This window comes from Novosphingobium sp. JCM 18896 (assembly GCF_025938095.1).
In the GTDB taxonomy this organism is placed as follows: Bacteria; Pseudomonadota; Alphaproteobacteria; order Sphingomonadales; family Sphingomonadaceae; genus Novosphingobium.
The window spans coordinates 429,427-450,926 of record NZ_JAPCZF010000004.1; the positions used below are offsets into that span (position 1 = coordinate 429,427).

Annotated in this window: 13 protein-coding genes; 6 read left to right on the forward strand and 7 right to left on the reverse strand. The window is 66.7% G+C overall.

Annotation, left to right across the window (positions count from 1 at the left end):
- Positions 1 to 143 precede the first annotated feature (143 nt).
- The 3 genes from OLX23_RS16660 to OLX23_RS16670 all read left to right on the forward strand — a co-directional run bounded on the left by OLX23_RS16660 (position 144) and on the right by OLX23_RS16670 (position 5,782).
- The gene (locus tag OLX23_RS16660; RefSeq protein WP_264446141.1) at positions 144 to 2,288 is read left to right on the forward strand and encodes a marine proteobacterial sortase target protein; all 2,145 of its coding nucleotides are present in this window, start codon (positions 144 to 146) and stop codon (positions 2,286 to 2,288) included.
- On the forward strand, positions 2,285 to 2,926 hold the full coding sequence (locus OLX23_RS16665; RefSeq protein WP_264446142.1) for a class D sortase: 642 nt from the start codon (positions 2,285 to 2,287) through the stop codon (positions 2,924 to 2,926). The genes OLX23_RS16660 and OLX23_RS16665 overlap by 4 nt, the downstream gene beginning before the upstream one ends.
- 249 nt (positions 2,927 to 3,175) lie before the next feature.
- Positions 3,176 to 5,782 carry a TonB-dependent receptor gene (locus tag OLX23_RS16670; RefSeq protein ID WP_264446143.1) on the forward strand — a complete coding sequence of 869 codons (2,607 nt, stop codon included), beginning with the start codon at positions 3,176 to 3,178 and terminating at the stop codon, positions 5,780 to 5,782.
- A 49-nt stretch (positions 5,783 to 5,831) separates the two neighbouring features.
- On the opposite strand, the gene OLX23_RS16675 is transcribed toward OLX23_RS16670, so the two are convergent.
- The 7 genes from OLX23_RS16675 to putA all read right to left on the reverse strand — a co-directional run bounded on the left by OLX23_RS16675 (position 5,832) and on the right by putA (position 18,130).
- Complete coding sequence (locus tag OLX23_RS16675) at positions 5,832 to 6,161, reverse strand: PilZ domain-containing protein (protein WP_264446144.1); 330 nt, start codon at positions 6,159 to 6,161, stop codon at positions 5,832 to 5,834.
- Positions 6,162 to 6,175: 14 nt separating this feature from the next.
- The gene (locus tag OLX23_RS16680) at positions 6,176 to 6,700 is read right to left on the reverse strand and encodes a hypothetical protein (protein WP_264446145.1); all 525 of its coding nucleotides are present in this window, start codon (positions 6,698 to 6,700) and stop codon (positions 6,176 to 6,178) included.
- A complete protein-coding gene (locus OLX23_RS16685; protein ID WP_264446146.1) occupies positions 6,700 to 11,688 on the reverse strand; it encodes a DUF11 domain-containing protein in 4,989 nt (1,662 codons plus the stop codon). Before OLX23_RS16685 ends, OLX23_RS16680 begins: the two co-directional genes overlap by 1 nt.
- Before the next feature lie 60 nt (positions 11,689 to 11,748).
- Positions 11,749 to 12,864 (reverse strand): hypothetical protein, encoded by a 1,116-nt coding sequence (locus tag OLX23_RS16690; RefSeq protein WP_264446147.1) that lies wholly within the window; start codon positions 12,862 to 12,864, stop codon positions 11,749 to 11,751.
- 42 nt (positions 12,865 to 12,906) lie between these two features.
- On the reverse strand, positions 12,907 to 13,374 hold the full coding sequence (locus tag OLX23_RS16695) for a hypothetical protein (RefSeq protein ID WP_264446148.1): 468 nt from the start codon (positions 13,372 to 13,374) through the stop codon (positions 12,907 to 12,909).
- 11 nt (positions 13,375 to 13,385) lie between these two features.
- Complete coding sequence (locus OLX23_RS16700) at positions 13,386 to 14,312, reverse strand: hypothetical protein (RefSeq protein WP_264446149.1); 927 nt, start codon at positions 14,310 to 14,312, stop codon at positions 13,386 to 13,388.
- Positions 14,313 to 14,524: 212 nt separating this feature from the next.
- Positions 14,525 to 18,130: a trifunctional transcriptional regulator/proline dehydrogenase/L-glutamate gamma-semialdehyde dehydrogenase gene (gene putA / locus OLX23_RS16705; RefSeq protein WP_264446150.1), complete on the reverse strand. Its 3,606-nt coding sequence runs from the start codon at positions 18,128 to 18,130 to the stop codon at positions 14,525 to 14,527.
- A 74-nt stretch (positions 18,131 to 18,204) separates the two neighbouring features.
- On the opposite strand from putA, the gene OLX23_RS16710 reads away from it, so the two are divergent.
- From OLX23_RS16710 to OLX23_RS16720, 3 genes are all read left to right on the forward strand, one after another.
- Complete coding sequence (locus tag OLX23_RS16710; protein WP_264446151.1) at positions 18,205 to 19,503, forward strand: hypothetical protein; 1,299 nt, start codon at positions 18,205 to 18,207, stop codon at positions 19,501 to 19,503.
- A gap of 114 nt (positions 19,504 to 19,617) precedes the next feature.
- Entirely contained in the window at positions 19,618 to 20,904 is a 1,287-nt protein-coding gene (locus OLX23_RS16715) for a cytochrome P450 (RefSeq protein ID WP_264446152.1), read from the forward strand.
- Positions 20,905 to 20,950: 46 nt separating this feature from the next.
- A complete protein-coding gene (locus OLX23_RS16720; protein WP_264446153.1) occupies positions 20,951 to 21,403 on the forward strand; it encodes a nitroreductase family deazaflavin-dependent oxidoreductase in 453 nt (150 codons plus the stop codon).
- Positions 21,404 to 21,500 lie beyond the last annotated feature (97 nt).

Below are 21,500 nucleotides of genomic sequence, written 5' to 3' on the forward strand. Positions count from 1 at the left end.
GCACATTTGCGCACATTCCGTCAAGCGGCTTGCACGCAGCCGTCCGAATGCGCCGCCGCCTGCCGAAACTGGCGGACATTTCGCGTGGCTGTCCGGCACGCGCGCTGCCTAGTCGAAGGGCTCCACAGAACGGAGCCAAGCCCATGCTGATCCATCCTCCCCTTCGCCCCGCCTTCCGCAAGGAAGCGCGCAAGCGCCTGAGCGTCGGCACGATCACTCTGGTCGCGGTCGTGGTCTCCTGCCTCGCCGCGAGCCAGGCCCGTGCCCAGGATGCAAAGGATCCCGCGGTCGGCGGCGCGCTGATGCTCCAGGGCAAGGGCGTGGCGACGACCATGCCCGCGGTCCGCCTGGGCACCGATATGGACGTCACCGTCAGCGGCCAGATCCTGCGCGTGCGCGTCACCCAGGCTTTCCGCAACACCAGCGACAAGTGGATGGAGGCGACCTATCTCTACCCGCTACCCGACGACGGCGCGGTCGATACCTTGAAGATGGTCGTCGGCCAGCGCGTGATCCTCGGCAAGATCAAGCGCCGCCAGGAGGCGCGCGAGATCTACGACCAGGCCAAGGCCGAGGGCCGCAAGGCGGGGCTGGTCGAGAGCGACCGGCCGAACCTGTTCCGCAATTCGGTGGCCAACATCGGTCCCGGCGAGACCGTGCTGATCTCGATCGAATACCAAGCGCCGGTCCGCCAGCTCGGCGGCGAGTTCGCCATGCGGCTGCCGCTGGTCGTCGGCCCGCGCTATGTCCCGCCGCACACGCTGACAGACGGCGCCGCCCTGGCCGATGCCACGCGCGTGATCGCGCCGCTGGCCGATCCCGCGCTGGCCAGCGTCCTGGGGCGTTCGCTCAATCCGGTGTCGATCACCGTCCACCTGGCGCCGGGCTTCGTGCCGGCGAACGTCATCAGCCCTTATCACAAGATCGCCGTGGTCGACGCCGGCCCGGCCGAGCGAACGGTCACGCTGGCAGCGGGCGAGGAGCCCGCCGACCGCGACTTCGAGCTGCGCTGGCGCTCGGCCAGTGCCGATCCGACGATCGGCCTGTTTCGTCAGGCGCTGGCCGGCCAGCAATATGTCATGGCGACGATCACGCCGCAGGCGAAAGTCGAGGCGGGCAAGCTGGCTCCGCGCGAGATGATCTTCGTGATCGACAATTCGGGGTCGATGGGCGGGGAATCGATGGCCGCGGCCAAGGCGAGCCTGCTGCATGCGCTGTCGACCCTTCGCCCCGAGGATCGCTTCAACGTGATCCGCTTCGACGATACCATGACCCAGCTGTTCGATCACGTAACCCCGGCCAGCGCCGAACAGGTCGCGCTCGCGCGCCGCTTCACCGAAGGGCTCGATGCGGCCGGTGGCACCGAGATGCTGCCCGCGCTCAAGGCCGCGCTGGTCGACGACAATCCCGACGATCCCGGGCTGCGCCAGGTGGTGTTCCTGACCGACGGCGACCTGTCGAACGAGAAGGAGATGATGGCCGAGATCGCCGCCCATGCCGATCGCAGCCGCGTGTTCATGGTCGGCATCGGCTCGGCTCCGAACAACTTCCTGATGCGCCGCATGGCCGAGACCGGGCGCGGGACCTACACGAACATCGGTGACGGGGGCGAGGTCATGGCCAAGATGACCGCGCTGCTCAATCGCCTGACCGCGCCCGCGGTGCGCGAGCTGGCGGCGCGCGTCGAAGGCTCGGCGCTGTCGCTGACGCCCGCGCGTCTGCCCGATCTCTATGCGGGCGAGCCACTGGTGCTGCTGGGCAAGGGTGACCGGATCGAGGGCAAGCTCGTGGTCAGCGGCAAGATCGGCGACAAGCCGTGGAGCCAGACCGTCGATCTCGACCGGGCGACGGACAGCCCCTCGGTCGCGCGGCTCTGGGCCAATCGCCGGATCGGCGATGTCGAGGCGCAGCGTTGGTCGGGGCAGATCGAGAGCGAGGCGGCTGACGATGCGATCGCCGAACTGGGCCTGACCTACAACATCGTCACCACCCAGACGAGCCTCGTCGCGGTCGACGAGACGCCGGCCCGGCCCGAAGGTGCACGGCTGACGCGTGAGGACCTGCCGCTGCTGTTGCCCAAAGGCTGGGATTTCGACCGACTGCTCGGCAAGGATGCGCCGGCGCCCGCCGCCAGCGCGCCGCCGCCCGAGCAGGAGCAGCAGATGGACCTGCCGCAGACCGCCACGGGCTTCCTGGGCGCGATCTACCGCGGGCTGGCCTTGCTGGGGTTGGGGCTCGCCGGTCTGGCGGCGTCGCGTCGCCGCCGTGCTGCGGAGCCGCGCTCGTGAGCGCGACCGGCTGGCAGCGCGGCGCGATCGCCGCCGCCTCGCTGGCGCTCTGCCTCGGCGGGCTCGCTAGCGTAACGCAGGGCGTCGCGGTGCCGGTTCGCGCTCGGCTGGCACAGGATGGGCTCGAGCACGAGTTTGCGCGCCGGCTGGAAAACCATCGCGTGACCTTGGCGGCGGAACCTCGGGGGCGCCGCCTCGCGCGCCCGGCCAGCGGGTCCGCAGCTGCCACCCTGGCGCTGCCGAGCAGCGGCCCGATCGCGCGGATCACCGTGGCCCGGCTCGGGGTTGCCGAGATCGTTCTGGCCGGCGCCGCGACTCACGAGCAACTCGCGCGTGGCCCGGCCGTGATCAAGCAGGGGGATGCGGCGAATCCGGTCACCGTTCTCGCCGCGCATCGCGACACGCATTTCCTTTTCGTCCGTGATCTGCGCGAGGGCGACGAAATCACCCTGCAATATGTCACCGGCAGCAAGGAACGCTATCGCGTGGTGCGTTTTGAGACCCTTCGATGGGATACATTTTTCTATCCGCTCGATCCGGCACGGCCGCTGTTGGCGCTGGCGACCTGTTACCCATTTGGAGGAACCGAATACGGCGGGCCGTGGCGCAGGGTGGCATGGGCTGAGCGAGTTGCGTGATTTTGGCGTGTATTACCGCAATCAATTTTACGCAAGTCGTGGTCAATTTGTCGAAATGCGCCAGATCAATTGTGATTCAATCGTATCGCGCGCGCTCGATGATGCGCATTTAGACCCGAAGTCGATGAATACATTGGATCCGTTGTTGCGCTCGAAAACAGAATGAGTCAGGTTTCGAGAACGCCGTTCCTGATTTGCCGACAAAGGCAGACGGGAATGCGCTGTGGGAACAGGATGGGAGTGAGAGGCATGAGAGGATCGATCACGTGCGCCTTGGTCGCGACGACGGCGCTGACCTGGATGACGCCGGCACTGGCGCAGGACGAGGCGAATAGCGGAGCTGCGGCAGGCGACATCATCGTGACCGCGCGTCGTACCGAGGAACGCCTGCAGGACGTTCCGATCTCGATGACCGTGTTCAACCAGGAACAGGTGACCGCGCGCAACATCGTCTCGGGCAACGATCTCGCCACCTATACGCCGTCGCTTTCGGCCAACTCGCGCTTCGGCGCCGAGACCGCCGCCTTCGCCATTCGCGGCTTCACCCAGGAAAACTTCACCTCGCCGTCGGTGGCGACCTATTTCGCCGACGTGATCGGGCCGCGCGCTAACGGCGGTACGGCCGGTGGTAACGGTGCCGGTGTCGGCCAGTTCTTCGACCTGCAGAACGTCCAGGTGCTCAAGGGCCCGCAGGGCACGCTGTTCGGCCGCAACACGACGGGCGGCGCGGTGCTGATCGTGCCGCAGAAGCCGACCGACGAACTCGGCGGCTATATCGAGGGCTCGATCGGCAACTTCGACATGTACCGCATTCAGGGCGTGCTCAACGTGCCGCTGGCCGATACCTTCAAGGTCCGCCTCGGCTTCGAACGGCAGAAGCGCGACGGTTTCGTCCGCAACAAGTCGGGCATCGGGCCGGCCGACTACGACGACGTCGATTACTGGGCAATCCGCGGCGCGATCGTCGCCGATCTGACGCCCGATCTCGAGAACTACCTGATCGTCCGCTACAGCGAGTCGAGCACCAACGGCACCTTCGGCAAGATCGTCGGCGTCAACGCCGTGGGCTGCGACGCCGGAGTCGATCGCTCGCGTTATCCGCTGCCCGGATCGTCGCAGGTCAACCTGCCCGGGCAGACGCTCGCGACCACGGCCTCGTTCCTCGCGCCGCTCGCCTGTTCCGGCACCGTGGCACGCCAGCGCGCGCGGGGCGACGGGTTCTGGGACGTGGAATCGGGCAACACCGATCCCTTCCTCAAGATCAAGCAGTGGGGCGTGACCAACACCACGACCTGGCGCGTCAGCGATACGGTGACCCTGAAGAACATCGCCAGCTATCAGCAGTTCCGCCAGAAGCAGAGCCTGCTGATCGGCAACGACAACTTCACCTTCCCAGCCAGCCCGAACCCGGCCTGGACCGGCCTGCCCTTCACCTGGGTCGGCGTCTATCCGGCGCAGGGCCTCGCCAACGTCGAGCAGGCGACCTTCACCGAGGAATTCCAGATCCAGGGCAAGTCTGGTGACGGCAAGCTCGACTACGTGCTGGGTGCCTACTACGAACGCGCCGATCCGCTGAGCCCGTTCCAGGGCACATATTCGAACATCAGCTACGTCAACTACTCGCCCGCACCGGCGGCGCTCGGACTGCCGGCGGGGACGCTGCTGCCGTTCCTGGCGACGCTGTCGTGTTCGAACGTCGGCCTGTTGCAGTGTACGCCGATCAACACCTTCGGCTCGCCGCAGATCCCCAGCCTGCTGCAGAACTCGCTGACCCGCTACTGGTATGAGAACATCGGCTTCTTCGGCCAGGCGACCTACAAGCTGACCGACCAGCTCTCGCTGACTGGCGGCATCCGCTACACGATCGACAAGACCCGCGCCGAGGGCGGTACGCGCCAGCTCTTCTTCTTCGCACCCAACCAGTACAACGCGGTCTGCGCCGCCAACAACGCGATCCCGGCGGCCAGCGGCGAGGACTGCGTCACTGCGCTGCCGGCGTCGAGCGCGCGCCAGACGACCAAGCGGCCGACCTGGCTGATCAACCTCGACTACAAGCCGACCGACGACGTCATGCTCTATGCCAAGTATGCGCGCGGCTATCGTCAGGGCAATATCAACGCCTCGAACACGATCCCGCAGGGTTGGGGGCCGGAGAAGGTCGAAAGCTACGAAATCGGTGCGAAGCTGTCGTTCCGCGGCGATCTCAGCGGTTATTTCAACGTCGCCGGCTTCTACAACGACTTCAGCGACCAGCAACTCGCGGCCTCGCTGATCCCCTCGCCGGGCTCGACCGCTTCGCCGGCCCAGGCGATCGTCAACGCCGGCAAGTCGCGCATCCAGGGCTTCGAGGTCGATGCCCTGGCCTCCTACTCGGCCTTCAGCCTCGGGGTGGGCTATACCTATCTCGATACCAAGCTGAAGAGCTTCACCCCGGTGAACTTCCCCGGCTATCTGCCGGCGACGCCGAACTCGGACCTCGGTGGCCCGCTGCCGCTCTCGCCCAAGCACAAGCTGACGCTGACGCCGTCGATCCGACTGCCGCTCGACGAGAGCGTCGGCAAGGTCACGCTCAGCGCGACCTACGTGCACACGTCGAGCCAGGTCACGTCGGCCTCGGCAGTCACGCCGTTCGGTACGGTGCCGGCCTTCGACCTGCTCAACCTCAACCTTGCCTGGAACGGCATCGCCGGCTCGCCGATCGATCTGGCGGCCTTCGTCACCAACGTCACCAACGAGAAGTATTACACCTTCCTCGGTGGCGGCTGGCAGTCGACCGGCGTCGAATATGCCAGCCTCGGCATGCCGCGCATGTACGGTCTGCGGCTGAAGTTCCGCTTCGGCGCCATGGCCGACTGACCTATCGGAGCTTCCGGCCTGTCTTCGGGCAGGCCGGAAATCCCGCGACTTAGCGCGCCGACGGAGCTGTCCCGACCAGCGCGGGGCCCACGTCCTGGCGATCCTCGAAACGCAATCCGCAGCCGCCGTCGATCTGCCAGATGGCCACGGCCGGCACGCGTGACAACCCCGGTATCTCGATCAGGACCCGCTGCCCGGGGCGCGGCAGTGTGGGCCCATCGGCGCGCAGGCCGTGGGGCGAGAGGTTGCGGATGCGGCAGGCGCGTTCGTCGCCCGAGACGATCAGCATGCCCGATGCGGCAAGACTGGCACGGCCCTCGCGCCGACGTTCGCCGAAGGGAAGATTGTCGAAAGGGGATGAGGCACTCGAATTGCTCATTTCTGTCCTTGTTTTCAGCGAATCTTGACGCGGAAGCGCAGCTGGAACTGGGTGCCCGTCGCGAAGGTGGAGGTGGTGCGCACGCGGATGCCACGGACATTGGCGTCGTAGCCGCTGGCATCGGGCGTGGGCGTGTAGGTCCAGGTCGTGCCGTTGTAGAAATCGATCCCGTCGGTCGTGCTCGCCAGGCTGGTGAAGGTGTAGCCGAGCCCGCTGCCGCCGAGCCCGGTGCCGAGCAGGCTGCCGTCGAGGAATTCGACCGGCCCCTTGCCCGCCGCCGCGATGTCGGACACGCGCAGGATCACGTTGGCCGGAAGCATGTCCTCGCTGACGATGTTCCGGACGGGCCAGAGCCAGTTCGCGTTCGGATTGAGGTAGAGGATCTTGTAGTCGACGATAGCGCCTGGCAGCGAACGCGGCGTCACGGTATAGCCGAGCGGATCCGAGATCACCGTCGCGGTCTTGGTGATCGTCAGCGGGTCCGCCAATGCCGGCGAGGCAGTGACGAGCGCGAGCAAGGTGAGGAAAAGGCGGCGCATCAGCGGGCCTTCCCCAGCGCGCGGCCGATCGAAGCCTGGTCGAACTTCAGGCGCATCGTCAGATAGGCGCCCTGGCGCGTGTAGCGGTCGTTCTCGAAGTCGCGGTCGCGATAGCCGGCGACGTTGTAGCCGGCGCTGACCCACAGGTTGCCGCCGGGCGAGAAGCCGGCCGAGGGACCGAAGCTGAAGGCCTTGGCGCCGCGGTTCCAGGCGTGCTGCATCGATCCCTGCACGCCCAGGTCGAAGCGGCGTCCCAGATCCTTGCGCAGGTCGAAGCCGATCACGTCGACGTAGCCCGTGTAGTCGTCGTCGCCGAAGCTGCCGCGCACCCATTTCGAGCCGTAGTAGACGGTGGCCTCGAAGCCATGACCGTCGCCCTCGGCGCCGCTGCGATAGTTGACCGCGAGATTGTTGACCAGGCGCAGGGTCGACTGGAAACCGCCGAGGCCGGTCGAGATGCCGAGGACGTTGCCCGCGGTGATCCCGGCATCGGCCTTGTCGTTGCGGAATTCGAAGCGTTCGAGCAGCGACCAGCGGCTGTCGAGCGGTCGCAGCGCCAAGGCGACGTCGGCGTTGAGCGACGATCCGCTCGCACCGTCGCGCTGGCGCAGCCGCGAATAGCGCAGGCCGGCGGCCAGGGTCTGGCCTTCGCCGAGCGTGCGCAGGACGCTGGTGGTCAGGTTCCAGCGATCGTCCTTGTCGCCGTGGCGGAATTCGAGCCGGCCGGTCCACGACCAGCGCGCGGCGCGGTAGGTGGCGCCGAGGGTCACGGCGGTGAAGTCGCCGCTGTCGTTCTGCCCGGCAAAGCCGCTGCCGACGCCGATCGGCGAGAAGGCGTTGATCGCCGCGCCGGTCGGCACCTTGCCGCTGATCGTGTTGCTGGCGTCGAGCGAGGCGTCGATCGTCCAGCTCTTGCCCAGAGGCAGCGACTGGCTGAGGCCGTATTGCGCGAAAGTGCGGCGGCCGTCCTCGGCCACGGCCTGCTGGTTGAGTGTCGAGGTCAGCTTGGCGCCGGTCCAGGGGGCGACGTCGAAGCCGACTCGCGCGGTGTGCGCGGTATAGTCGTCGCCCTTGGCGATCTCGTAGCCGCCGAGCAGGCGGATGCCGTCCTTGACCCTCAAGGCGGCATTGATCTGGTGGCGGACGGGGAAATCGACGCTGGCCTTGTCGCCGCCGGGGGCGAACTGGGTCTGGCCCGAAAGTTCGAGCTTGCCGTCGAACAGCGCCTGGCTGCCGCCGATCGTCAGCAGCTTGGAATTGCGGTCCTTGCCGTCCATCCCGCGATCGAGCGCGAGCTGGCCGCCGACGAAGACCGTACCGCCCTGGCGGCGATGTTCGAGGCGGACGTCGGCGGCGGTGCGCGTGCCCGGCGCGTCGAGCTGCTGCTGGTGCCAGACCGTGCCGGTGAAGGTCAGCTTGTCGTTGAGGCGCCAGGAGCCGTCGACGCCCAGCTTGCGCGTGCCGGCCTCGATCAGGTTCTGCTGACCGAGGCCGAAGCCGCGATCCTGCTGGCGGGCGTAGACGAGCACGTCGACCGACTGGCCATGGTGCTCGGCCTCGGCCAGCCAGGCGCGGCCCGAATTGATGCCCTGGCGGCCGCCGGTAGCCAGTTCGCCGCGCAGTTCGGTGTTCTTCGCGGGACGGGCCTTCACGTCGACCGCGACGATCGTGCCATTGCCGTCGCCGACGCTCTCGTCGCGGATGGCGCTGGCGCCGAGCTCGACCTTGCCCTGGGCGAGGCTCGCCGCGGCGCGGCCGCCGGCGACGAGCTTCTTGCCCCGGCCGAAGGTCTCGTACTCGACCACGACAAAGATCGGATTGAGCTGCGCGTCGCGGCTCAGCACCGGCTGGCGGAAGCGGATCGTGCCCGAGGTCACGTCGATGTCGTAGTCGATGTGGCGCGTCAGCAGTTCGCTCGACACCACCAGTTCGGGGCGCAGGCGATCGCGGACCTCGATGCGCAGCTTGTCGCTGTTGGGGATGATGTCGCGCGCGGAGAGGCGATAGGGGCCCGACAGACCGTTGCCCTGGAACTCGTCGCGCGCATAGCGTTCCTCGCTGTGTGCGGCGAAGCCGGTGAAGCTGATGGTCTTGCCCTGGTACTCGACCTTGGCACCGTTGAGCGTGCGGCTGTAGCGACCGAGGTTCGTCCGCGTCAGGCCGGTCTCGAAATCGCCGAACAGCGCATAGAATTCGCGGCGTTCGAGGCGGAGGTAGAGCTTGCGGCGCGTCGGCGCGTCATAGCCCTGGCGCGAGCCGTCGCCATAGGCGGTGTAGTAGCGGTTGGGATCGATCGTGCCGAGCAGGCCGCGATCGGGATCGAAGCTGCGGTCGCTGTCGTAGGCCAGGGTCAGCAGCCACGAGCCCTTGATCCGGCCCTTGGCATAGAAGGCGAGCTGGCCGTCGGTGACGAGCTTGCCGCGCTGGCTGCGGGGCAGGGCGCTCGACCGCGTCTTGAGCGTGTCGTAGCCGATCGTGCCCGAACCGAAGCCGACGATCATCCAGTCCTTCTGCGTCGCCGCGAGCCAGGCGCGAATATCGCCGGTCCGGGCCGCGTCGCGGTCGCCGAGCGTCAGGGTGGCGTGGACCGCGCCCGCCTGGGTCGTGGGTTCGAGCGCGATGAAGGCCAGGCCGTCGTCGCTGGTGACCCGGGCCGTGGCCTCGGCGCTGTCGGTCCCGGCCAGCTGGCGCGCCTGCTGGAGTTCGATCTCGGTCGCCGCGACATAGGGCTGGTCGACGCGGAAGGCCACGGTCGTGCCGTCGCGCGCGGGCTTGCCGGCGCGGTCGGTCAGGCGCACCGCGATCAGCGGGCGGGTCAGGCCGTCGGCGACGAGCAGGCTCTTTTCGGGCACGAAGGTGGCGGTCACGGCCGCGCCCGAGGCGTGGACCGTACGCGTCAGCGTCTCGACCAGCGTACCGTCGGCGGCGAGCACGCGGGCTTCGAGCTGGTTGTCACCCTCTGCGAGCGGCAGGCCGGTCCAGCGCGAGATCGCGACGTTGCGTGCGGCATCGGCATCGGTCGTGTCGAAGGCGAGGGGATCGATCGGCTGGCCGTTAAGGCGCAGCGCCACGCGCTGGCTGGGATAGTGCTTGATCACCACGCGCAGGGTCGGCGCGCGCGGGTTGTGGTCGACTTCGGGAAACAGCATGGCGATGCCCGGCTGTTCGAACGGCAACCAGTCGCGGTTGCCCGCGGCATGGGCATCGGACGCGACGAGCGGGAGGGCGCTCGTGGTCTCGGCCTTGAGGCCGGTGGGGCGCAGCTGGAAATCGACGCGCTTGAGCAGGCCGCCGTCGCTCTCGACGAAGCGCGAGATGGCGCTGCCGGCCTGGCGCGTGTCGGCGTCGCAGGCGACGGGCTCGTGCGTCGCGGGCAGGCTGGCGGTGTCGATCTGGACGACGTGGCGGCCCGGGCGAACGCCTTCGACGTGGTAGAGACCGTCCTTGTCGGTGATCACGAAAGTGCCGTCTTCGAGCATCAGGCGGATGTTGGGAACGCCCTTGCGCTTGTCCGAGGGATCGCCGCAGCCGCCTTCGGTGACGCGGCCGATCAGGGTGAAGCCGTCGGTGAACAGCAGGGCCTTGATGCGGACGGGTGCCGAGGCCTCGTTGCCGGTCACGCCGTTGTCGGCCGAGGCCAGGACGCGGTTCACCGCTTCGCCCTTGGGGGCGCCGGGGGCGACGGTCACCACGTAGCTGAGATCGATCGACGCGCCGGCGGCGATCGTCGGGATGAGGAATTTCATCGAGCGGCCGTCGGTCGCGACCTCGGGCTCATCCGCGCCGCGCGTCGAACGGCGTTCGTAGCGCAGACCCTGCGGCAGCAGATCTGTCACCTGGACCGCGCGTGCCGCGACTTCCCCGCGATTGGCCACGGTCACGCGATATTGCACGAAGTCTCCGGGCGAGGCTTCGCGAACCGAGGCGGATTTGGTCAGCAGGAGCTTGGTATCACCCTGCCGATCGACCGGAATGTCGGCATAGAACGGATCGAGCGATTCGATGACGAAGCCGCGGCCGAAGGAGGCATCGTTCAATATGAAGTGACGACCCGTCGGGTCCTTGCGCTTGGCGAGTTCGGCAGGCGACTGCGTCGACGGTGCGGTATAGCCCGGCGGCGGCTTGATGCTGATCTGATACTTGCCCTTGTTGACCAGCGGAAAGCGGTAATTGCCCTGGCTGAAGTCGTATTTGCGACCGCTGGCGTCGGTCACGCTCGAGCCGGTGACTACGGTGGAGGGATAGCGGCTGACGCCGTCGTCGCCGTAGACGACCGCGCGTTGGCCGTTCTCGTCCCACAGCGAGACTTCGGCGCCATCGATGAGTGCACCCGTCTGCGAATCGAACACGTAGCCCGCGGGATCGACCAGGATCCAGGCGTCAGAGCCGTAGCTGTACTCGTCTTCGGTGAAATCGAGCCGCAATGTCGAGCCGCGCGTCGCGCGCGGATCGCAGGGCGAAACCTGGGTGCGATTCTTGTCCTCCACCGGAACCGCGCCGGCGAACACGCCACTGTTGGGGGCAGTCTCCAGCAACTCGTTGCGAATGCTGGTTTCACCAGAAGTGGTTGTTATATAAGCCTTTTCTCGGACGTTCGGGTTGCGATTGCCGCCCGAATTCTCAAGCACCATGATGATCGGCTGTTTGAGGTCGAGCGCTTCTAGAGCAGGAGAGGACTCGAGGGTCTGCTGCGTGATCGCTGCGGGGACGAAGGTCGCTTCCACTCCGTCCGTGACGCAGGCGATGCCATCGTAACCGAGCTTATAGTCGACCGGGAGCAGGCGAAAGCTCAACCGTGTGGGAACCTTGGCCCGCGCGACGTCGAGTGTGACGGTGTTCGACGAGACCGAGCGAGGTTCGCCGGCCTCGCGGAAACGCATGACCGCCGTGTTCGACACTTGCGCGGCATCGCCCGCCGACGCCGGAACGGCGACGATCAGCCAGAAGGCCAGGGCGATGAAACGCGCGAGATGCCGGAGAGCGGACATGACGGGGCCTTGCCCGAAGCGCTGAGCGCTACGAGCCGAGTTCATCTCTTCTCGACCTCTTTAGTTGATCTTGACGTGGAACAGGGCGCCGACCGAGGTATTGCCGGGCACGGACGCAATGTTCATCGTCACGGTCTTGGATGTCGGGTTGAACGAGGCCGTGTAGCCGTCGATCTCGCCCGAATCGCTATCGTCGTCGTCTTCGGTCGAGCCGGTAAGCAGGCAGGCCCCGAGGATGCCAACGGGACCGAGCGAAATCGAGCCCGGAACGTAAGTCGTGTTCGCGGGGATGAGGTCGGTCAGTACGACGGCGCTGGCTGCAGTATTCGCCGTTCCGTTATTGACGACGAAGCAGTATTCGACTTCCGCACCGGGCAAAGCCTTCGGCAGCAATGCATTGACGCCGTCGGAGATGACCTTGGCGGTCTTGGTCACGCTAAGGGCAACGTTGCTCGCGGTGACCTGCACACCGCCATAGGCGCGACCCTGGCCGTTGCGCGCGATGTCGCCCGCATAGGCGCCATCGCTGTCGTCGTCGGCGAAGACGATGTCGACGGTATTGTCGGCATTGGCGAGATTGAGATCGGTCGCGACCAGCGCGGCGCCGAGCGAATTCGCCGTGCCGCCCGTGGCGATCGTCACATGCATCGAGGTGAAGGCCAGATTGATGCTCTGCGAGTTCGGCACGTTGCCGACCAGGAACACCGTCGCCGAGGCGTCGGGTGCCAGTTCGTCGATGTATTCGGCGGTGTCGACGCCCGGATCGTAGACGCCGTTGCCGTTCTTATCGACATAGGCCTTGAGCCCGGTCAGGTCGAAGTTGTCGGTGCCGGGAAGGATGCCCAACGAGATGTTCTGCTGATCGGGATCGAGAATGAAATCCTGCGTGCCGTTGGTGGTGTTGGTCACCTTGAACTTCACGAAGACGTTCTGCTGGTTGACCGTCGCCTGGGTGAAGCCCGACTGGTCGAGCGTCACGGTGAAATTCGCCTTGCGGTCGACCACGAAGCTCGACGTCGTCGAGTTCGTCGTCTGCGCGTTGCCGTTCACGGTGTAGGACACCGAGGCCGTGTTGCTGATCGTCGTGCCGGCGGTGGTGCCGGTATCGGCATGTGCGGTGCCGGCGCTGGCGAGTAGCGCCGTTCCCGACAGCAGGATTGCGCGTGTTCTATACATTTTCTTCAAGCCCCGTTTTTATACGATAATGGTTCGATATTTTTACTTGAGCAGGCCTTCGAACGAGACCTGGCCCTGCGCGCCGGCAGCGATCGGCGAGGCGATCCGCCAGCGGACATGGGTGACGTCGTCGGTCGTCGCGGCGCGCGGACGGCCATCGGCACCCGTCACGCGGAGCGTGGCGAGCGCGCCGAAGTTCTGTCCGTCGACCGAGACCTCGAGCGGTGCCGAGCCCGCGGTGGGCGCGCGGAAGGCGATGCCCTTGGGCACCGGATTGCTCAGCACGACATTGCCGATCGGAACGCTGCCCGTGTTGCGATAGGCGAGCCGCATCACGACCTTGTCGCCGGGCACGGCCTTGGCCGCGCGGACGAGGCTGACCGTGGTCGTGCCGTCGGCCGCAGCGCGCTTCTGGAAGGTCAGCATGCTGGACTCGACCGTCAGCGGGCCGTTGGCGAGGGCAGGAACGGCGATCGTGGCGGCCAGAGCCGCCATCAAGTATCGGGACATGAACGATTTCCTCATAGTATTCGAACCTTGAAAACGATGGTGCGAGTGCCGGGGGCCACCTCGCCGAGACCGACGAGGATCGAGCTGTCGTCGGCGCGACCAGGGTCGTCGTCGCCCGCGTCCGACAGCGTGGCGCCGTCGAGTGTGAGGCTGCCGGGCACGTAGGCCGTGCCGGCGGGGATCGGATCCTCGATCTCGACATCGGCGGTGGTGCGCGGGAAGGCGGCGACCAGGCGGTAGGTGACGATCGCACCGGCGCTCGCCGTATCGCTACCGTCCGAGGTCTCGACGCTCTGCGATTTCGTCAGGCTGGGCTCGACCGACTTGGCGAGCAGCCGCAGTTTCGTTCCGGTGACCGTGCCGTTTTTGTCCGCGCCGGTCTTGCCGACGATCGCGTCGCCGCCGCCGTCGCCCTGTCCCGGGAAGACCGTGCCGGGCACGCCCGAACCCGTCCGTGCCAGGGCGCGCAGTCGTACCGACCCCGCCTTGGCGCAATCGCCGCCGACCACCGCGAAGACGTGCGCGCTTGCGCCGCTGGCGAGGGTCAGTTGCGAATTCGCCAGCGGTTTGTCGATCGCGGCGTTGTAGACCCGGCTGCCGTCGGTATCGCCGGCGATGTGGACGACCGATGCGCCCGGTCCCTCGGCCTGGGCGGTCAGGTCGAAGGTTTCCGTGCCGCTGCCGTGGTTGGCGACGACGAAGCCGACCGCACACTCTTCTCTCTCCGGTACGGGGCCGCTCGGCGCATCGGTATCGACCGAAACGTCGAGCGTTTCGGCGATGATCAGGCTGGCCGTGTTCGAGAATACGGTGTGGCGCATGCCGGCGATGTCGAAGCTCAGCGTGGCCGTGTTCGAAATGACGGTGCCGGCGGTCGTCGCTGCTCGGGCCTGAGCGCTGGAGAGCGCGATGGCCAGGCCGAACGCAACAAGCCACACCGCCAGCTTCTTCGCTGCGGTGGGGATGAGGCTCGACCCGAAATTCCGGGTGGCCACAAGGGGTTCTGCGCCGTTCACGCGATCCACCAGCGGCGAACGCGGTTAACTCGGACTTACCTCAGCGCCCAAACCGGGGATTCTGCGACCATGGTCTTAGCCCTACGACCAAGGTCGATGGGCGGATTTTCCGTTTCTGCAGAGAGGGATGGGCCTTACGAGAGCATCATCAGGCTCGCATTGCCACCCGCCGCCGTGGTGTTGATCGAGGTCGAGACTTCCTCGAGCAGCCAGTCGCAAGCATAGGCTAGCGGTTGACCCGTTTCGGCGGCGTGGACGGTCACGATAGCGCCCGGCATGGCGGCGACTGCTTCGACCATCGCCGCGGCCTGGGTGCGGCTGCCTTCGACCAGTGCTGCGGCGAAAGGCGCGGAACGATCAAGCGCGAAAGCCGCCGCAACGGCGGGCGGCAGGCCGGCGGGAAGCGGCATGGATTCGACGAAGCCGCGATTGCCGGTGGCGAGCACCGCGGCCATCTGCTCGATCAGGCCGTCGCGCGTGGCGGGCCGCATCAGCACGGCGCCGCGCGGATGTAGCGCATAGAGATTGCGTTCGCCCACCGGACCCGGCAGCGCGAGTTCGACAGCGAGCGCCGAAGCCTCGCCATAACGCCGCGCGAGCGCCGCACCGGGCGCGTTGCCCGCACGCTCGAGCCAGTCGGCGAAATCGTGCAGCGGTGTCGCCAGGTGTCCGGCGCGTTCGGCGAAGACCGGCGGGACCGTCACCAGCCGCCCCAGATAGAGTGGGCCGCCCGCCTTGGGACCGGTGCCCGAGAGCCCGCGCCCGCCGAAGGGCTGCACCCCGACGATCGCGCCGATGACGTTGCGGTTGACGTAGAGATTGCCCGCCTTCACCCGCGTGGTGACGTGCGCGACGGTTTCGTCGAGCCTGGTGTGGAGGCCGAAAGTCAGTCCATATCCGGTGGCGTTGATCGTATCGATCAGTTCGCCCAGCCGCTCGCGGCGATAGCGCACGACATGCAGCACGGGGCCGAAGACTTCGTGCGTCAGTTCGGCAATGCTCGGGATCTCGATGATCGTCGGCGGCACGAAAGTGCCTTGGGCGGCCTCGGGCGGCAGGTCCTGCTGCTCGACCGCGAAGCCGCGCGCGCGCATCGACGCGATGTGCCGTTCGATGCTCGCCTGAGCCTCGTCGGTGATGACCGGGCCGATGTCGACCGCCAGCCGGTCGGTCCGCCCCAGCCGCAATTCCTTGAGCGCGCCCTTGAGCATCGCCAGGGTGCGATCGGCGGCCTCTTCCTGCAGGCAGAGTACACGCAGTGCCGAACAGCGCTGACCGGCGCTGTCGAAGGCCGAGGCGATGACGTCGGCGACGACCTGTTCGGCGAGCGCCGAACTGTCGACGATCATCGCGTTCTGCCCACCCGTCTCGGCGATCAGCGGGATCGGCTTGCCGGCGGGCGACAGGCGCGTCGCCAGTTCGCGCTGGATCAGGCGCGCGACCTCGGTCGAGCCGGTGAAGATGACGCCCGCCGTCTCGGGTGCCGCGACCAGCGCTGCACCGATCGCGCCGTCACCGGGGATCAGTTGGAGCGCGTCGGTCGGCACGCCGGCGAGGTGCAGCAGGCGTACGGCCTCGGCGGCGATCAGCGGGGTTTCCTCGGCGGGCTTGGCGAGCACCGGATTGCCGGCAACCAGAGCAGCGGCGATCTGGCCGGTGAAGATCGCGAGCGGGAAATTCCACGGGCTGATGCAGACGACCGGCCCGAGTGGCATCTGGCCGGGGCCGAAGGTCGCCCGCGCCTGGCTCCCGTAGTAGCGCAGGAAGTCGATCGCCTCGCGGACTTCGGACACGGCGTTCGCCGCCGACTTTCCTGCCTCGCGCATGGCCAGGCCCATCAGTGCGGGCATCCGTTCCTGCATGGCATCGGCCGCGCGTTCGAGCACTGCGGCGCGTTCGCCGACGGACACCGCGCTCCAGGTCGAACCGACGGCCTGGGCGACTGCCGCTGCGGCCTGCTCGGGCGAGACTTCGACGACTTCGCCGACCACGTCGCGGTGATCGGCCGGATTGCGCACTTTGCGCGCCGTTCCTCGTCCGTCGGCCGGGGCGGCCGTCCAGGTGGAGCGGGCGCTGTCGGTGAGAGCATCGGCGAGGGTTGCGAGCGCATGCTCGTCGCTGAGGTCGATACCCGCTGAATTGCATCGGTCGGGATAGAGTTCGGCCGGCAGCGCGATCCGATCGTGCGGCGCGCCCGGGTGTGGCATCGCGCGGACGAGGTCGATGGGATCGGCGATCATCTCGTCGATCGACACCGCTGGATCGGCGATGCGATGGACGAAGGAGGAATTGGCGCCGTTCTCCAGCAGGCGGCGAACCAGATAGGCTAACAAGGTCTCGTGCGTGCCGACCGGCGCATAGATCCGGCAGGGGCGATCGAGCTTCTGCTTACCGACCACCTGTTCGTAGAGCGGCTCGCCCATACCGTGGAGGCACTGGAACTCGTATTGGCCCAGGGTGAAGTCGGGCCCGGCGAGATGGTAGATCGTCGCCAGGGTCTGCGCATTGTGCGTGGCGAATTGGGGGAACACCGCCTCGGGCGCGGCGAGCAGCTTCCTGGCGCAGGCGATATAGGCGACGTCGGTGTGGAGCTTGCGCGTATAGACGGGGAAGTCGGCCAGGCCCTCGACCTGGGCGCGTTTGATCTCGGCATCCCAGTAGGCGCCCTTGACCAGTCGGACCATGATCCGGCGCCCGGCGCGCCGGGCAAGATCGACGATCCAGTCGATCACGAAGGGACAGCGTTTGCCGTAGGCCTGGATGACGAAGCCGAGCCCGGCCCAGCCGGCCAGTTCGCGATCGAGCGCCAGGCTTTCGAGCAGGTCGAGCGAAAGTTCGAGGCGATCGGCTTCCTCGGCGTCTATGTTGAAGCCGATGTCATAGGCCTTGGCGAGGCAGGCGAGCCGTTTCACCCGTGGCAACAGTTCCTGCATGACTCGATCGGCCTGGGCGCGGCTGTAGCGCGGATGCAGCGCGGAGAGCTTGATCGATATGCCGGGGCCCTCGTAGACGCCGCGGCCGTGCGCGGCGAGGCCGATGGCGTGGATCGCGCGCTCGTAGTCGGCATAGTAGCGTTCGGCATCGGCCGCGGTGGTCGCCGCTTCGCCGAGCATGTCGTAGGAGTAGCGGAAGCCTTTCGCTTCCTGCACCTCGGCGCGCTTCAATGCCTCGGCGATCGTCTCGCCGGTGACGAACTGTTCGCCCATCAGTCGCATCGCCAGATCGACACCGCGGCGGATCACCGGCTCGCCGGCGCGTGCGACCAGTCTTGCCAGCGCGGCGCCGAGCCCGCGATCGTCGACGCTGCCGACGAGCTTGCCGGTGACGACGAGCCCCCAGGTCGCGGCATTGACGAACAGCGACTTGCCGCCGCCGATGTGCGCGCTCCAATCGCCATCGGCGATCTTGTCGCGGATCAGCGCGTCGCGCGTCGCGTCGTCGGGAATGCGCAGCAGCGCTTCGGCCAGGCACATGAGCGCAACGCCTTCCTCGCTCGACAGCGAGTATTCCTGGACCAGCCCTTCGACGCCGCTGCCGCGCTTCTGCTTGCGCAGCGTGGTGACGAGCTGCCGCGCGGTTTCGCGGATGGCGCTTCCGGTCGGGGCGTCGACTTCGGCTGCCGCGATAAGCGGCGCCAGGCATTCGGCTTCGGCGCGTCGATAGGCTGCGGTGATCGCCTGCCGGAGCGGGGTTTGCGGAGCGACGGGCGGGGCGAACTGATCGAAGGGTGTTGAGGCCATGCTCCGAATATAGATCATTTCACGGCGAGGACGATCCGTTGCCTTCGCAGCGCATCCCGCGCTAGCGCGCGCTCATGGCAGATACGACGATCATCGACTGGACCCGCGGCGACATCCTCGGGCTCGACTTCCCCGCCCACCCCCAAGCGCTGCAGGCGGGTGGCCCCGAATTCCTCACGCGTGCGTTCCGTGCGAGCGGCGTGCTCGGCCCCGACAACAGCGTGACCGCGATCACCGGTCTCGACGAATGGACGCTGGGCGGTACCGGCGTGAAGGCGATGCTCTCGGTCGCTTACGAACGCGAGGTGCCGGGTCTGTCGACGGATCTCTTCGTGAAGTTCTCGCGCAATTTCGCGGACCCGGTGCGCGACAGCGGTCGCTATCACATGCCGCCGGAGGTGAGGCTTGCAAACCTTTCGCGTGAGCTGAATTTTCCGGTGGCGGTGCCCGAGTGTTTCTACGCCGATATCGCACAGGACACGCTTACCGGGATCATCGTCACCGAGCGCATTCCCTATGGGCAGGGTAGAGTAGAACCACATTATCCCAAATGCATGGATCACCTTCTTCCCGATCCGAGCGAGCATTACCGGGCATTGGTTTCGAATCTCGCGCGATTGTCGGGCGCGCACAAGTCGGGGCGTTTGGGAGAGACGGTCGAGCGCGATTTCCGCTTCGATGTCGATGGCCTGGTCGCGCGCCGTGCCGGCCTCGAGGTGTCGCTCCTCACAAAGAGGATCAACCGGCTCGCGGAATTCATTCTGCAATATCCGCATTTGGTGCCCGCTCATGTCGCCGACCGCGGCTTTCTCGATCGCTTCTGCGCCGAGGCGCCGCTGGCGGTCGAACGGCAGGAGCAGATCTGGCTCTTCCTCTATTCGCGGCCCGACATGATCGCGCTCTGCCACATGAACGCGAACATCGATAATGCCTGGTTCTGGCGAGAGGCGGACGGCACGCTCGGTGCCGGTCTGATCGACTGGGGCAGCGTCGGGCAGATGTCCGTGGCCTCCTCGATCTGGGGTTGCGTCGGTGCGGCCGAACCCGAGATGCACGATCGCTATCTGGACGAATTGATCGATCTCTTCGTCGAGGAATATGCGCGTGCAGGCGGGCCCGCTCTCGATCGCGCCGAACTCGCGCTGCATCTCGAGATGCACGTGATGATGTCGGCGCTGCACATGACGACGGCGCCGCCGGCGATCCTGCGCGAGGTGCCCGATCCGAACGTCGCCGTCGATCGATACGATCCGATCTTCACGGCGAACGAGACCGCGCGCGTGCAGTTGAAGATCACCGTCTCGCTGCTGAACATGTGGCAGCGACGCGACCTGGGGCGGTACTTGCGCGCGGATGCTGCCTGGCAGGGCTAGGACGGAGAAAGTTCGCCCCCACGAAGTTCCGGGCGATTGACCCGAACGACACATCCCGGTTATTATGCTGAAATATTATTCGGTATATCGAACAATTTGGGAGTCGGAGAGGTTATGACCGCTACGGTAGCGAGCGCGGCTAAGGACGACGATCTTTACGAAGCCCTCTACGACGTGCGCAAGGAAGCCGAGGAAATCGGCAACTACATCGACCACGATCCCTATCCGACGATGAACGCGCTGCGCGAGCGTGGGGCCGTGCAGAAGGGCTTCATGCGCCAGCTGATGGAACTGCCGCCGTTCCACCGGCACAAGGGTTCGCTCGAACGCCAGGGCTATACCTGCTTCACCTTCGACGCTTGCGAGAAGGCGTTCCGCGACAACGTGAACCTGTCGAACAACGTCTATCATTTCGACGGCAGCCCGCCGAAGACGATGGGCATCCTCGAGATGGACAATCCCGAGCACCACGCGTTCCGCCGTGCCGTGCAATCGCTGTTCATCAAGCCCAAGGCGCAGAAGTGGTGGCGCGAGCACTTCATCGACAAGCTGGTCGACGATCTCGTCGTCGACCTCGAGCGTCGCGACCGCGCCGAACTGAACCTGCAGCTCTGCGCACGCGTGCCGGTTCACACGATCACGCGGGCGGTGGGGCTCAATGGCGACGACGCGCTGCTGTTCCGCAACGCGCTGGTCGGCACCTCGGCCAGTCGGCACGGCATGGAAGTGCGCATGCAGTCGCATGCCACCGTCCAGCGGATGCTCATGGAGCAGATCGCCAAGCGCAAGAGCGATCCGGGCGAGGACATCATCTCGTGGCTGCTGGCCGCCGAGATCGACCCGCCGGGCGAGGAACGCCGGCATCTGACCGACCAGGAGATCGTGATCTTTGCGCGGCTGATCCTGCTGGCCGGCGGCGGCACGACCTGGCGCCAGCTCGGCATCGTGCTGTTCGCGCTGCTCGACAACCGCGACTATTTCGAGGCCTGCAAGGCCGATCGCAAGCTGATCGACGCGGCGATCGAGGAATCGCTGCGCTGGAACCCCACGAACCCCACGTTCAGCCGCGTCGCGCTGGTCGATACCGACCTCTGCGGGGTGACGATCCCGCAGGGCGCCGTGCTCGACATCTGCCTGGGCGCGGCGAACCGCGATCCGGCGCGCTGGGACAATCCCGAGGTGTTCGATCTCTACCGTCCGTTCCAGCAGCATCTGGGCACGGGCATCGGCGCGCACATGTGCCTGGGCCGCTTCGTCGCGCAGGCCGAGATGGGCGTCACGATCAACAAGCTGTTCGATCACTTCCCGAACATGCGGTTCGATCCCGACGCGGAAACGCCGCACATCACCGGTGGCCTCGAACAGCGCGGCGTTTCGGCTCTGCCGGTGCTGCTGCGCTGAGCCTGCGGCTTCATTCAACACACAACGAGATCGAGAGGAGAACGCCATGAGCGACGCAGAAGCCACCCCCGCGCGCAGCAATCTGGGCACCGACATCACGCTGATCGGCGAAGAGCACGTGCGCCAGTATCGCGAGACCAATGGCGAGACCGGCTATATGTGGAACGGCGCCACGGCCTGTCTGCTGACCACCAAGGGGCGCAAGTCGGGCGAGGACCGCACGATCGCGATCATCTTCAAGCAGGTCGGCGATCGCTATGCGATCATCGCCTCGAAGGGCGGCTCGCCGACGCACCCGGCCTGGTACCTCAACGTCGAGGCCGATCCGCACGTCACGATGCAGATCAAGGGCGAAGCGTTCGCCGGCATCGCGCGCACCGCCGAAGGCGCGGAACGCGAGGAGCTGTGGGCCGCGTCGCTCGAGCAGTGGCCGAACTACGACGTCTACCAGTCGCGCACCGATCGCAAGATCCCGGTCGTCGTGATCGAGCGCGCCTGACCTGAGGTTTCGGCGCGGGGCGACCTGCGTCGATTGTCGGTAATGAGAAAAGCCCGCGGTCCGAGAGACCGCGGGCTTTTCCTTTTTGGCCGCCGGC